Raw genomic sequence first — 12,786 nt, forward strand, 5'->3', positions numbered from 1 at the left:
CCCCCCGCCTTTCCGGCCGGGGGGACGCGGGGGGATCAGTCGACGCTGATCCCGGCCAGGCGCTGCAGCGCCTCGGCGTACTTGGCGCGGGTGCGCTCGATGATCTCGGCCGGGATGCTCGGGCCCGGGGCGGTCTTGCCCCAGTCCAGCGTCTCCAGGTAATCGCGCACGAACTGCTTGTCGTAGCTCGGCGGGCTGGTGCCCACTTCGTATTCGTCGGCCGGCCAGTAACGGGAGGAATCCGGCGTCAGCATCTCGTCCATGATGTACAGGCGGCCATCGGCGTCGGTACCGAACTCGAACTTGGTATCGGCCAGGATGATGCCGCGCTCGCGGGCGTAATCGGCCGCGAACTTGTAGATGCGCAGGGTGGCGTCGCGCACGCGCTCGGCCAGTTCCGCACCGACCTGCTTCACCATCGCATCGAAATCGATGTTCTCGTCATGGTCGCCGACGGCGGCCTTGGTCGAGGGGGTGAAGATCGGCTCCGGCAGCTGCTCGGCCTGGCGCAGGCCGTCGGGCAGGTCGATGCCGCTGACCTTGCCGGTGCGCTGGTAGTCCTTCCAGCCGCTGCCGATCAGGTAGCCGCGGGCGATCGCTTCCACCGGCACCGGCTTCAGCTTGCGGGTGACCACCGCACGCTTGGCGTACAGGGCTGGGTCCACGCCTTCGGGCAGCACGCTGGCCACGTCGATGCCGGTCAGGTGGTTGGGCATCAGGTGCGCGGTCTTGGCGAACCAGAAGTTGGAGACCTGGCAGAGCATCTCGCCCTTGCCCGGAATCGGGTCAGGCAGCACCACGTCGAACGCCGACAGGCGATCGGTGGCGACCATCAGCAGGTACTCGCCCGGCGGGGTTCCGGCTGGCAGCCGCTCGCGCGGGATATCGAACACATCACGCACCTTGCCGCGATGGCGCAAGGGCAGGCCGGGGAGATCGGATTGCAACAGCGTGGTTGGCACGGGCACTCCTGGGGCGTTGTCGATACGGCTGCTGCCCAACGGACCCGGCGGGCCCGCTGACCAGCGGGCGGCCTAGTGTAAAGCGGTCCGGGCCCGCTGTGACGTAAAATGAGCGTCCATTTCGTCGGTCGACCCCGGAGCGCCATGCGCTGGTACGGAAAACTGCTCGGATTCATCGCCGGCGCCCTGCTGTTCCGGCCCAATCCGCTGTTCGGCGCGGTGGTCGGCCTGTTGATCGGCCACGCCTTCGATTCGGACTGGTTCCGCCTGAACAAGGAGAACCCGTACCGGGAGCTGGGGCTGACCTCCGAGGCCACCGATGCCGAGGTCGAGCGCGCCTACCGCAAGCTGATCTCGCAGTACCACCCCGACAAGCTGGGCGGTGCCGCCCCCGAGCTGCAGCAGCAGGCCGAGCAGAAGTCGCGGCGGATCAATGCCGCCTACGACCGCATCAAGACCCTGCGCAAGCGCTGATTCCAGAGTCCCGCCTGCGGGCGGGAGAACCTTTTCCCCGTTCCGAAGGCCCCGGCCATGTCCAACTGCCTCATCGCCCCCTCCATCCTGTCCGCCAACTTCGCCCGCCTCGGCGAGGAAGTCGACAACGTCCTCGCCGCTGGCGCGGACTGGGTCCACTTCGACGTGATGGACAACCACTACGTGCCGAACCTGACCATCGGCCCGATGGTCTGCCAGGCGCTGCGCAAGCACGGCGTCACCGCGCCGATCGACGTGCACCTGATGGTCGAGCCGGTGGATCGCATCATCCCGGACTTCGCCGAGGCCGGTGCCACCTACATCAGCTTCCACCCGGAGGCGAGCCGCCACGTGCACCGCACCATCCAGCTGATCCGCTCGCTGGGCTGCAAGCCGGGCATCGTGCTCAATCCGGCCACTCCGGTGGACATCCTCGACTGGGTGCTGGATGACCTGGACCTGGTGCTGCTGATGTCGGTCAACCCGGGCTTCGGCGGCCAGGCCTTCATCCCCTCGGCGCTGGACAAGCTGCGCGTGGTGCGCAAGATGATCGATGCCAGCGGCAAGGACATCCGCCTGGAGATCGATGGCGGCGTGAAGGCCGACAACATCGGCGAGATCGCTGCTGCCGGCGCCGACACCTTCGTCGCCGGTTCGGCCATCTTCAACGCCAGGACCAGCTACCAGGATGTGATCGCGCAGATGCGCGCCAACGTCGCTGCGGCACGCTGACAAAAAGGGGACGGAGGCGATTAAGCTCGCCTGATCCCCTCCGTCCCCTTTTCCGCCCATGGCACTGTTGAACATCCGCCCGGCCACCGTCGCCGATGCGGGATTGATCCTGCATTTCATCCGCGAGCTGGCCATCTACGAGAAGGCCGAGCATTCGGTGCAGACCGATGAGATCGGCATCGCCGAGAGCCTGTTTGGTCCCGATGCCACGGCACGCGCACTGATCTGCGAAGCCGACGGCGAGGCCATCGGCTATGCGGTGTATTTCTACAACTATTCCACCTGGCTGGGCCGCAAGGGCATCTACCTGGAAGACCTCTACGTCAGCCAGGAAAAGCGCGGTGCGGGCGCCGGCAAGGCACTGCTGAAGTACATCGCGCGCCAGGCCGTGGCCGAGGGCTGCGGCCGTTTCGAATGGTCGGTGCTGGACTGGAACACCCCGGCCATCGAGTTCTACACCGCTGCCGGTGCCAAACCGCAGGACGAGTGGACCGTGTACCGGTTGCAGGGCCAGGCGCTGCACGATTTCGCCAACGGGTGAGATGACGTGCATCCACGCTTGGCGTGGATCTACTGCTGGGCAAAAAAAAAGCCACGCCAATCACTGGCGTGGCCTCGCTGCATGCGTGGGAGGCTGATCCTGCCTCCATCCATCGTCCCTGCTATGGCCTTCCATTCTCCAGCAACTGAATGACACCTGCGTGACATTCACCGCGGGCAAACAGCGCATTGCTAGCCTGTGCCACCCCCTCCTGGAAGTACCGCATGACCACCCCGCGCTGGCGCCTGATCCTCAATGGCAAATCCGCAGGCAACGAGGAACTGCGCGAGGCTGTCGGCCATTGGCGCGGGCAGGGCGTGCAGCTGGACGTGCGGGTGACCTGGGAGGACGGTGACGCCGAACGCTACGTGGCCGAGGCCATCGATCATGGCGTGGACGTGATCGTTGCCGCCGGTGGCGATGGCACGCTCAGCGCGGTGGCCGAAACCCTGGCGCATCGTGAGGAAGCGGCGGATGCGCTGCCCTCGCTGGCGCTGATCCCGATGGGGACCGCCAACGATTTCGCCACGGCTGCGGGTATTCCGACCGAGCCTGAGGGCGCGTTTGCGTTGATCGGACAAACCACGCCGCGTGCCGTCGATCTGCTGCGCGTGGATGCCGATGGCACGCCCTGGTGGTGCGCCAACCTCGCCAGCGGTGGCTTCGGCACGCAGGTGACGGTGGAGACCGATGCCGGCCTGAAGAAGATGCTGGGCGGGCTGGCCTATGTGATCACCGGCATCGCCAAGCTGGGCCGCATCGAGCCGATCACCGCGCGGCTGTCCGGCCCGGATTTCGCGTGGGAAGGCGACTTCATCGCCCTGGGCATCGGCAATGGCCGGCAGGCCGGCGGTGGCCAGCAGTTGTGCCCGCAGGCCGTGATCGACGATGGGCTGCTGGATGTCACCGTGCTTCCGGAACTGGAAGGTGAGGTCACCGCCACGCTCGGCCAGATGCTGAAGTCGGGCACCCAGGCGGCGCTCGAACAGCTGGCCACGCGCGCGCGGCTGCCGTGGCTGCAGATCGACGCACCGAAGGCGCTGACCCTCAACCTGGACGGCGAACCGGTGCAGGCCCGCCAGTTCCGCATCGCGTGCGTGCCGGGCAGGGTGCGGATGCACCTGCCGACCGGATGCCCGTTGCTGGCCGGGTAGGGGGTAAAGTCGACTGTTGGTCGACTGCTTTTCGTTCCGACGGCGTAAAACCCCGCGCTACGCGCGCAAGTCGACCAACAGTCGACTCTACCGGTCCGCGTCGTTGGTTCCCGTGGCCGGCCCCGCCCGTCCCGTGGTTCAGTTTCCCAGGGTTCCCCTCCCGCCCCGGCTGCGATACAGTCAGGGGGTGTCCAGCCTGACGACCCCGCATACCCTTTCTTCCGCACGCCGTTGGTGGCGATGGTGGCCCGTTGCCGTCGTCCGCCCCCATAACGCTGTGTCCCGGAAGGAAAGTCGTCTTGAACTCGCACGCTCAGTTTCAGCAGCAGGCCGCTGAAGGCCACACCCATATTCCCGTCGTCCGTGAAGTGCTGTCCGACCTGGACACGCCGCTTTCGGTCTATCTGAAGCTCGCCGACGGCCCCAATACCTACCTGTTTGAATCCGTCGAAGGCGGCGAGCGCTTTGGTCGTTACTCGATCATCGGCCTGCCGGCGCGTCGCGTGTACGCCTTCCATGGCCACACGCTGACCGTGCGCGAAGACGGCCAGGTGGTGGACACCCGCGAAGTGGCCGACCCGTTCGCCGAGGTCGAGGCGCTGCGCAGCGCCCACTCGGTGCCGAAGCTGGAAGGCCTGCCGGGCTTCACCGGTGGCCTGGTCGGCTGGTTCGGTTTCGAGTGCATCGGCTACATCGAGCCGCGCCTGGCCCCGCCGGCCGGCCGCGATGAGCTGGGCACGCCGGACATCCTGCTGCTGGACTCCAACGAGCTGGCGGTGTTCGACAATCTCAAGGGCCGGCTGTACCTGATCGTGCACGCCGACCCGCGCGTCGAGGGCGCCTTCGAGCAGGCCCAGGCGCGCCTGGATGCACTGACTGCCAAGCTGCGTGCACCGGGCGCCGGCTATCCGGCGCCGCTCAACAGCGACGTGCTGGACGAGTCCGACTTCGTCTCCGGTTTCACCCGCGAAGGGTTCGTCGATGCGGTCCAGCGCAGCAAGGAATACATCCGCGCCGGTGACATCTTCCAGGTGGTGCTCAGCCAGCGCCTGAGCGTGCCGTTCAAGGCGCGCCCGGTGGATGTGTACCGCGCGCTGCGTGCACTGAACCCGTCGCCGTACATGTACTTCCTGGATGTCGGCGACCTGCAGGTGGTCGGTTCATCGCCGGAAATCCTGGTACGCCTTCAGGATGGCGAAGTCACCGTGCGCCCGATCGCCGGCACCCGCCCGCGTGGCGCCACGCCCGAGCTGGACCTGGCGCTGGAAGCCGAGCTGCTGGCAGATCCGAAGGAACGCGCCGAGCATCTGATGCTGATCGACCTCGGCCGCAACGATGCCGGCCGCGTCTCGAAGGCAGGTACCGTGGAGGTGGGCGAGCAGTTCGTGATCGAACGCTACAGCCACGTGATGCACATCGTCAGCGAAGTGACCGGGCAGCTGCAGCCGGGCCTGAGCTATGCCGACGTGCTGCGTGCCACCTTCCCGGCCGGCACGGTCAGCGGCGCGCCGAAGATCCGCGCGCTGGAAGTGATCCGCGAGCTGGAACCGATCAAGCGCAATGTCTACGCCGGCAGCATCGGCTACATCGGCTGGCATGGCGATGCCGATACCGCGATCGCGATCCGCACCGCGGTGATCAAGGATGGCCGCCTGTACGTGCAGGCCGGTGCCGGCATCGTCTACGACTCGGACCCGGACAAGGAATGGGACGAGACGATGAACAAGGGCCGCGCGCTGTTCCGCGCCGTCGCCCAGGCCGCCAAGGGCCTGTGATCCTCCCCGTGCCGTGGCCTGCGCCGCGGCACCTTCCGCTGTTCCCATTCAAGACAAGGAGTACCGCATGAAGCTGCTGAGCGCATTGCTGTGGTCGTCACTGCTGGCCACGATGGCCCCGTCTGCGTGGGCGCAGGCCAACACGATTCCCTCGCAGCCGCACCTGCTGGTGAAGGGGCAGGGCAGCCGCACGGTGATGCCGGACCGGTTCGGCCTGCAGTTGAACATCGAAGAGACCGACATGGACGCCGACGCCGCGCGCCGCCGCGTGCAGGACAACGTTGCCCGCGTGCTGGCACTGTTCAAGCAGCACAAGGCGGTGGAGGGCAGCGTGCGTGCGGACAACCTGCGGATCGGCCCGGCCACGCGCTATGAGCAGAGCCGGCAGGTCTTCATCGGTACCCGCGTATCGCGCCAGCTGCGTGCCAGCTTCGCCAGCGTGAAGGCGATGCAGGATGTGCTGGGGGCGTTGAAGGCCAACGAGAACGTACAGGTGAGCAGCCTGGCGCCGACCTATTCGGGCGAAGTGGCGCTGCGCCGCGAACTCAAGGGCGAGGCAGCGGCCCAGACCCGCGAGTCCGCGCTGGGCCTGGCCAAGGCCTATGGAACAAGAGTGCGTGGCCTGTACAGCATCTCCGATGTGGCGCCGGACTTCGCCTACGGCATCCGGGCCGGGCAATGGCCGCAGCAGGGCGAGGACGGCGGGGACCTCGACAGGATCTCGGTGACCGGCAGCTACGCGCCCGCCTCCGCGCCCGCGCCCGCGCCCGCTGAGCCCGAATCCATTGAAGCCGGCCCCATCACCTACACCGAAAACGTGTACGCCATTTTCCTCATAAGCGACGGAACCTGACCATGTTGTGGATGATCGACAACTACGACAGCTTCACCTACAACCTCGTGCAGTACCTGCAGACGCTGGGCGCCGAGGTGAAGGTGGTGCGCAACGATGCGATGAGCGTGGACGAGATCGCCGCGCAGAAGCCCGAGCGCATCGTCATCTCGCCCGGCCCGTGCACGCCCAACGAAGCAGGCGTGTCGCTGGAGCTGATCCAGCGCCTGGGCCCGACCACGCCGATCCTCGGCGTCTGCCTGGGCCACCAGGGCATCGGCCAGGTCTACGGCGGCACGGTCATCCGTGCCGGCAACATCATGCACGGCAAGACCTCGCCGATCCGCCATGAAGGCAAGGGCGTGTTCGCCGGCCTGCCAGACCGCTACCAGGCCACCCGCTACCACTCGCTGGTGGTGGACAAGAACAGCCTGCCCGATGTGCTGGAAGTGACCGCCTGGACCGAGAACGACGACGGCTCGATCGAAGAAATCATGGGCCTGCGCCACCGCCAGTTCCCGGTGGAAGGCGTGCAGTTCCATCCCGAATCCATCCTCACCGAACACGGCCACGCCCTGCTGCGCAATTTCCTGCAGCGTCCGGCGGCCTGATCCAAGGAGCATTCCCATGAGCTTCTCCCCCCAGGAAGCCCTGCATCGCACCATCGAACACCGCGAAATCTTTTTCGACGAAATGGTCGACCTGATGCGGCAGATCATGCGCGGCGACGTCTCGCCGATGATGACCGCGGCGATCCTGACCGGGCTGCGCGTGAAGAAGGAGACCGTGGACGAAATCGCTGCGGCGGCCGCCGTGATGCGTGAATTCGCCCGGCCAGTGCCGGTGGCCGATACCTCCAACCTGGTTGATATCGTCGGTACCGGTGGCGATGGCTCGCACACCTTCAACATCTCCACCTGCTCGATGTTCGTCGCGGCCGCCGCCGGCGCGCGCGTGGCCAAGCATGGCAACCGCAGCGTGTCTTCCAAGTCCGGCAGTGCCGACGCGCTGGAAGCGCTGGGCGCGGTGATCGAACTGCAGCCGGATCAGGTGGCCGCCGCCATCGAGCAGACCGGCATCGGTTTCATGTTCGCGCCGATCCACCATCCTTCGATGAAGGTCGTTGCGCCGGTACGCCGCGAGATGGGCGTGCGCACCATCTTCAACATCCTCGGCCCGCTGACCAATCCGGCCAGCGCGCCGTCGGTGCTGATGGGCGTGTTCCATCCCGATCTGGTGGGCATCCAGGCCCGCGTGCTGCGCGAGCTGGGCACCGAGCGCGCCATGGTGGTCTGGGGCCGCGACAACATGGACGAGATCTCGCTGGGTGCCGGCACGCTGGTGGGCGAACTGCGCGACGGCAAGGTGCGCGAGTACGAGATCCACCCGGAGGACTTCGGCATCGCCATGTCGGCCAGCCGCAACCTGCGCGTGGACAGCCCGGAGCAGTCCATCCAGATGCTGCGCGCGGTACTGGACAATGAGCCCGGCCCGGCGCTGGACATCGTTGCGTTGAATGCCGGCGCCGCCCTGTACGTTGCCGGCGTGGCCAGCGACATCGGCGACGGCCTGGCCCGCGCCCGTGCCGCCATCGCCAACGGCAGTGCCCGCCAGCGCCTGCAGCAGTATGTTGAGACCACCCGTGCGCTGGTTGCCTGAGCGCGCGGTTCAGCCTGACCCCGTCGATGGCCGATAATGGCCGTCCTCACCGCCCCCGCACCGAACCGAAGACGATGAGCGACATCCTGCAGACGATCCTGGCCCGCAAGGCCGAAGAAGTGGCCCAGCGCCGCGCCCAGCGCCCGCTCGAGGCGCTGCAGGCCGCCGTGGCCGGCGCCCCGCCGGTACGTGGCTTTGTGCGCGCCTTGCAGGCGGCGGTGGCCAACGGCGATCCAGCGGTGATCGCCGAGGTGAAGAAGGCCAGCCCGTCCAAGGGCGTCATCCGCCCGGACTTCCGCCCGGCCGACATCGCCGTCAGCTACGAGTTCGGCGGCGCCAGCTGCCTGTCGGTGCTGACCGACGTGGACTTCTTCCAGGGCGCCGACGCCTACCTGCAGCAGGCGCGCGAGGCGTGCACGCTGCCGGTGCTGCGCAAGGACTTCGTCATCGACGCCTACCAGGTGTACGAGGCACGCGTGCTGGGCGCCGACTGCATCCTGCTGATCGTCGCCGCGCTGGACGACACCCAGCTGGCCACGCTGTCCGAACTGGCGCTGTCGCTGGGCATGGACGTGCTGGTGGAAGTGCACGACATCGACGAGCTGGAGCGTGCGCTGCAGGTGCCGGCGCCGATGATCGGCATCAACAACCGCAACCTGCGCACGTTCGAAGTGTCGCTGCAGACCACGCTGGACATGCAGAACGCGGTGCCGCGTGACCGCCTGCTGGTCACCGAGAGCGGCATCCTTGGCCCGCAGGACGTGGCGCTGATGCGTGACGCCGGCATCCATGCCTTCCTCGTCGGCGAAGCCTTCATGCGCGTGGAAGAGCCGGGCGAGGGCCTGCGTCAGCTATTCTTCGCGGCATGACAACGCACTATCCAACGCCGCGCGAGGATGCGCCGCTGGTGGTCTTCGACTTCGACCACACCCTGTACGACGGCGATTCGGGCACCCACCTGTTCGCCTCGCTGATCAAGCGCAACCCGCTGCGCATGCTGGCGGCGCTGCTGGTCACGCCGATCGCCGGGCCGATGGTGGCGATGCTGCCGACCCGTCGCGCGGGCATCTCGGTCTATGTGTGGATCGGCAGCTTCGGCCTGCACCGTGCGCGTGACTTCAACAAGGTGATCGACGCCTATGTGCTGCGCAACCAGGCGCAGATGCGCGCCAAGCTGCTGCCGCAGGCGCTGGAGGTGTTCGCCGCGCACCGCGCCAAGGGCGACCGCGTGGTGGTTGCCACAGGTGCGCCGCCGGAGCTGGCGCGCGCGATCCTGGCTTTCGTGGCCCACCAGGACGTACCGGTGATCGGCACCGAGGTCGGCCCACGGCTGGGCGGCGTCGGCCCGACCCGCCACTGCCACAATGAAGAGAAGATGCGCATGCTGCGCGAGCGCGGCTACGGCGACATCGATATCGCCTATTCCGACAGCACCGCCGACCTGCCGCTGCTGCTGGCGGCCAAGGCGCCGGTAGTGGTGAACCCGAAGCCGGGCCGGGTGGCGTTCTTCCGCCGCGTGCTGCCGGCGGGCACCCGCATCCTCAACTGGGGTTGCGTGGACCGGGGCGGCGACAAGGCCTGATCCCGCCGCACGGTGATGGATCTGCCGGCCAGCGGCCGGCACTACCCTTCTCCGTCGCGGTTGTGCCGGCGCTTCTCTGTCCCGGTAGTGCCGGCCGCTGGCCGGCAAACGCTCAGCGGTACAGGTGCCCGTACACCGCGTGGCCAATCTGGAACAGGCTGATCCCCAGCACCAGCACGCCGACGGCCACCAGCACCCAGCGCTCCTTCACCCGCTTGACCAGGATGGCGGCTACCGGCGCGGCCATCATGCCGCCGATCAGCAGGCCGGCGACGATCTGCAGGTGCTGCACCCCCATCGACAGCAGGAAGGTCGCCGACACCGTCAGCGTGACCACGAACTCCGCCGCATTGACCGTGCCGATCGTGGTGCGCGCCTGGCCACCCCGGGCGAGCAGGGTGGACGTGGCGATCGGCCCCCAGCCGCCGCCACCGCTGGCGTCGAGCAGGCCCGCGAAGAAGCCCAGCACCGGTACCCGGCGGATCTCGCCCTTGGGCATCCAGCGTCCGGCCGCGCGGGCCAGGATGATGATCGCCAGCACCAGCAGGTACAGGTAGATCAGTGGCCGGATGATCTCGCCCGGGATCTGCGTGAGCACGTACGCGCCCACGGCACCGCCCACCGCGCCAGGCAGGGCCAGGCGCAGGAACAGGCGCTTATCGACATTTCCGGCTGCGAGGTGCGACACACCCGAGGCGCCAGTGGTGAACACTTCAGCGGTGTGGATGCTGGCGCTGACCTGCGCCGGGGGCAGGCCCATGCTCAGCATCACCGACGAAGACACCAGGCCGAACGCCATGCCCAGCGCGCCGTCGACCAGCTGTGCGCCCAGGCCGATGAGGATGAACCACCAGAATTCGCTGCTCAGTTCCATGCCCCGAGCCTAGCGCGCGAAGGAGTGCGGACCAAGGTCCGCACCCACCGGGTGCTCAACGGTCAACGGGTGCCGTACAGCACCACGGTCTTGCCACGGGCATGCAGCAGGCCGTCGGTCTGCAGCTTCTTCAGCACGCGGCCGGCCATTTCCCGCGAGCAGCCGACCAGGCGTGCCAGCTCCTGGCGGGAGACGCGCAGCTGGCTGCCCTGCGGATGGCTCATCGCCTCCGGTTCCTGCGCCAGGTCGTGCAGGGTGCGCACGATCCGGTCGGTAACGTCCAGGAATGCCAGGCGGCTGGCCTTGCGGCTGGTGTCGAGCAGGCGCTTGGAGATCTGCTGGCCCAGCGCGTACAGCAGGCGCGGGGCGTCGGCCGACAGCGGGCCGAGGAACAGCTGATGCAGGCGCTCGTAGCTGATTTCAGCCAGCTCGCAGGCGGTACGGGTCCGCAGGATCACCTCGCGGCGGTCCGATTCGACGAACAGGCCCATCTCGCCGACGAACTCGCCGGCACCGAAGTAGCCCAGCACAAGCTCGCGATCGTCATCTTCCTCGGCCATGATCGAAACCGAGCCGCTGATGACGTAATACAGGGTTCCCGCCGGGTCACCGGGTCGGAAGACGTCGGTACGGGTGGGATATCGCCGCCTGTGGCTGTGCGCCAGGAAACGATCGATTGTGGCGATATCCAGGGCCAGTGGACTGCTAGCTAGGCGCACGGTTGACACGATAGGGGCGCTCCCTCTGCGCATGAACGGATTCACGGGGTCGATAGCGGAGCTTAACCAGCGCAATTGTTAAGGGCAAACAGTGTGCCAGAACTCTTGCGTCTTCACGTTCCCCCCGGGGGCAGTTTGCCCCATAATTCCCCCTTTCCCTTCTTACACAGGAATCGACCGCCGTGGTCAAGCCGTTGCCTCGCCTGAGGCTGCAGGGTTTCAACAACCTCACCAAGGCGCTGAGCTTCAACATCTATGACGTGTGTTACGCGCGCACCGAAGAGGAGCGTCAGCGTTACATTGAATACATCGATGAAGAGTACAACGCCGACAGGCTGACTCAAATCTTGACCGATGTCGCCGAGATCATCGGCGCCAACATCCTGAACGTGGCCCGCCAGGACTACGACCCGCAGGGTGCCTCGGTGACCATCCTGATCTCCGAAGAGCCGGTGATCGACAAGAAGCAGGCCGGCAAGGAACTGATTCCCGACGCCGTGGTCGCGCACATGGACAAGAGCCACATCACTGTCCATACCTACCCGGAAACCCATCCGCAGGAAGGCATTGCGACGTTCCGCGCGGACATCGACGTGGCGACCTGTGGCGTCATTTCGCCGCTGAAGGCCCTGAACTACCTGATCGAGAGCCTGGAATCGGACATCGTGATCATGGACTACCGTGTCCGTGGCTTCACCCGCGATGTGAAGGGCAAGAAGCATTACATCGATCACAAGATCAACTCGATCCAGAACTTCCTGGCCAAGAACATCAAGTCGCGTTACGAGATGTTCGACGTCAACGTCTACCAGGAAAACATCTTCCACACGAAGATGCACCTGAAGGACTTCGACCTGGACCAGTACCTGTTCGAGGAAAAGGCCAAGAACCTGTCGTTCAAGGAACGCATGAAGATCGAAGCGCTGCTCAAGCGCGAGATCGAAGAGCTGTTCCACGGCCGGAACCTGTCCGAGTAAGCCCCATGTGCGATGCCCGCAGGCATCGCCGCCCAGGCGGGACGACCCGCCCCGTGGAACCAGTGCCTCGCACGCGTTACGGTTCCACGGTGATGTACCGACCCACGGCCCGGTGTGAAAACACCGGGCCGTTTCGTTTTTCCCAAAAAGGTAAGGAGCCCCCACCCATGCCCTGGATCTATCTGCTGCTGGCCGGCCTGTTCGAGATCGGTTTCGCCCTCGGAATGAAGTACTCCGAAGGCTTCAGCAAACCCCTGCCCACCGTTGCCACGGTGGTGTCCGCCCTGATCAGCCTGTACCTGATGAGCCAGGCGATGAAGAGCATCCCGGTCGGCACCGCCTACGCGATCTGGACCGGCATCGGCGCCATGGGCGTGGCGGTGCTGGGCATCTATCTGTTCAACGACAGTGCGTCGCCGGCCCGCCTGGCCTGCGTGGGCCTGATCGTAGCCGGTGTGATCGGCCTGAAGCTGGTCTCGCCCAACTGATTGATGGCCCGACCAAC

General features: G+C 66.5%; 15 protein-coding genes. 12 read left to right on the forward strand and 3 right to left on the reverse strand.

The genetic code is table 11. From position 1 onward, the window contains the following. Positions 1–35: 35 nt before the first annotated feature. Entirely contained in the window at positions 36–962 is a 927-nt protein-coding gene (locus AC5P8F_RS03560; RefSeq protein WP_014648673.1) for a phosphoribosylaminoimidazolesuccinocarboxamide synthase, read from the reverse strand. Positions 963–1,106: 144 nt separating this feature from the next. Here AC5P8F_RS03560 and AC5P8F_RS03565 point away from each other — a divergent pair, with 144 nt between their 5' ends. From AC5P8F_RS03565 to AC5P8F_RS03610, 10 genes are all read left to right on the forward strand, one after another. Beyond that, entirely contained in the window at positions 1,107–1,436 is a 330-nt protein-coding gene (locus AC5P8F_RS03565; RefSeq protein WP_005411327.1) for a J domain-containing protein, read from the forward strand. A 57-nt stretch (positions 1,437–1,493) separates the two neighbouring features. Further along, a complete protein-coding gene (gene rpe / locus AC5P8F_RS03570; RefSeq protein WP_040006972.1) occupies positions 1,494–2,168 on the forward strand; it encodes a ribulose-phosphate 3-epimerase in 675 nt (224 codons plus the stop codon). Between the two features lie 58 nt (positions 2,169–2,226). Then, positions 2,227–2,709, forward strand: a complete 483-nt coding sequence (locus AC5P8F_RS03575; RefSeq protein ID WP_046432872.1) for a GNAT family N-acetyltransferase — start codon at positions 2,227–2,229, stop codon at positions 2,707–2,709. A gap of 224 nt (positions 2,710–2,933) precedes the next feature. Next, the gene (yegS, locus tag AC5P8F_RS03580) at positions 2,934–3,863 is read left to right on the forward strand and encodes a lipid kinase YegS (RefSeq protein WP_495220092.1); all 930 of its coding nucleotides are present in this window, start codon (positions 2,934–2,936) and stop codon (positions 3,861–3,863) included. A 299-nt stretch (positions 3,864–4,162) separates the two neighbouring features. Then, positions 4,163–5,638, forward strand: a complete 1,476-nt coding sequence (gene trpE, locus AC5P8F_RS03585) for an anthranilate synthase component I (protein WP_014648670.1) — start codon at positions 4,163–4,165, stop codon at positions 5,636–5,638. Between the two features lie 67 nt (positions 5,639–5,705). Further along, positions 5,706–6,491, forward strand: a complete 786-nt coding sequence (locus tag AC5P8F_RS03590; protein ID WP_197604955.1) for an SIMPL domain-containing protein — start codon at positions 5,706–5,708, stop codon at positions 6,489–6,491. A gap of 2 nt (positions 6,492–6,493) precedes the next feature. Beyond that, on the forward strand, positions 6,494–7,081 hold the full coding sequence (locus AC5P8F_RS03595) for an anthranilate synthase component II (RefSeq protein WP_014038739.1): 588 nt from the start codon (positions 6,494–6,496) through the stop codon (positions 7,079–7,081). Between the two features lie 16 nt (positions 7,082–7,097). Next, a complete protein-coding gene (trpD, locus tag AC5P8F_RS03600; protein WP_111205885.1) occupies positions 7,098–8,129 on the forward strand; it encodes an anthranilate phosphoribosyltransferase in 1,032 nt (343 codons plus the stop codon). A gap of 74 nt (positions 8,130–8,203) precedes the next feature. After that, positions 8,204–8,998: an indole-3-glycerol phosphate synthase TrpC gene (trpC, locus tag AC5P8F_RS03605; protein ID WP_032960709.1), complete on the forward strand. Its 795-nt coding sequence runs from the start codon at positions 8,204–8,206 to the stop codon at positions 8,996–8,998. Continuing rightward, the gene (locus AC5P8F_RS03610; RefSeq protein WP_005419826.1) at positions 8,995–9,711 is read left to right on the forward strand and encodes a haloacid dehalogenase-like hydrolase; all 717 of its coding nucleotides are present in this window, start codon (positions 8,995–8,997) and stop codon (positions 9,709–9,711) included. The genes trpC and AC5P8F_RS03610 overlap by 4 nt, the downstream gene beginning before the upstream one ends. A 112-nt stretch (positions 9,712–9,823) precedes the next feature. Here the strand turns inward: AC5P8F_RS03610 and AC5P8F_RS03615 are convergent, their stop codons facing one another. Together AC5P8F_RS03615 and crp are read right to left on the reverse strand one after the other, a co-directional pair. Then, a complete protein-coding gene (locus AC5P8F_RS03615; protein WP_010482650.1) occupies positions 9,824–10,585 on the reverse strand; it encodes a sulfite exporter TauE/SafE family protein in 762 nt (253 codons plus the stop codon). Between the two features lie 62 nt (positions 10,586–10,647). Then, a complete protein-coding gene (gene crp, locus AC5P8F_RS03620) occupies positions 10,648–11,337 on the reverse strand; it encodes a cAMP-activated global transcriptional regulator CRP (RefSeq protein WP_010482649.1) in 690 nt (229 codons plus the stop codon). Positions 11,338–11,486: 149 nt separating this feature from the next. On the opposite strand from crp, the gene speD reads away from it, so the two are divergent. After that, positions 11,487–12,281: an adenosylmethionine decarboxylase gene (gene speD / locus AC5P8F_RS03625; RefSeq protein WP_014648662.1), complete on the forward strand. Its 795-nt coding sequence runs from the start codon at positions 11,487–11,489 to the stop codon at positions 12,279–12,281. A gap of 167 nt (positions 12,282–12,448) precedes the next feature. After that, complete coding sequence (locus AC5P8F_RS03630; RefSeq protein WP_005419816.1) at positions 12,449–12,769, forward strand: DMT family transporter; 321 nt, start codon at positions 12,449–12,451, stop codon at positions 12,767–12,769. Positions 12,770–12,786: the final 17 nt, after the last annotated feature.

It is taken from the genome of Stenotrophomonas sp. YJH_SMC_69, assembly GCF_059370495.1.

Bases quoted from the DNA above. Each gene is read 5' to 3' on its own strand.
- trpD (WP_111205885.1), top strand. From the start codon at position 7,098: ATGAGCTTCTCCCCCCAGGAAGCCCTGCATCGCACCATCGAACACCGC.
- yegS (WP_495220092.1), top strand. From the start codon at position 2,934: ATGACCACCCCGCGCTGGCGCCTGATCCTCAATGGCAAATCCGCAGGC.
- AC5P8F_RS03565 (WP_005411327.1), top strand. From the start codon at position 1,107: ATGCGCTGGTACGGAAAACTGCTCGGATTCATCGCCGGCGCCCTGCTG.
- AC5P8F_RS03610 (WP_005419826.1), top strand. From the start codon at position 8,995: ATGACAACGCACTATCCAACGCCGCGCGAGGATGCGCCGCTGGTGGTC.
- trpC (WP_032960709.1), top strand. From the start codon at position 8,204: ATGAGCGACATCCTGCAGACGATCCTGGCCCGCAAGGCCGAAGAAGTG.
- AC5P8F_RS03595 (WP_014038739.1), top strand. From the start codon at position 6,494: ATGTTGTGGATGATCGACAACTACGACAGCTTCACCTACAACCTCGTG.
- rpe (WP_040006972.1), top strand. From the start codon at position 1,494: ATGTCCAACTGCCTCATCGCCCCCTCCATCCTGTCCGCCAACTTCGCC.
- AC5P8F_RS03615 (WP_010482650.1), bottom strand. From the start codon at position 10,585: ATGGAACTGAGCAGCGAATTCTGGTGGTTCATCCTCATCGGCCTGGGC.
- crp (WP_010482649.1), bottom strand. From the start codon at position 11,337: ATGCGCAGAGGGAGCGCCCCTATCGTGTCAACCGTGCGCCTAGCTAGC.
- AC5P8F_RS03575 (WP_046432872.1), top strand. From the start codon at position 2,227: ATGGCACTGTTGAACATCCGCCCGGCCACCGTCGCCGATGCGGGATTG.
- AC5P8F_RS03630 (WP_005419816.1), top strand. From the start codon at position 12,449: ATGCCCTGGATCTATCTGCTGCTGGCCGGCCTGTTCGAGATCGGTTTC.
- AC5P8F_RS03590 (WP_197604955.1), top strand. From the start codon at position 5,706: ATGAAGCTGCTGAGCGCATTGCTGTGGTCGTCACTGCTGGCCACGATG.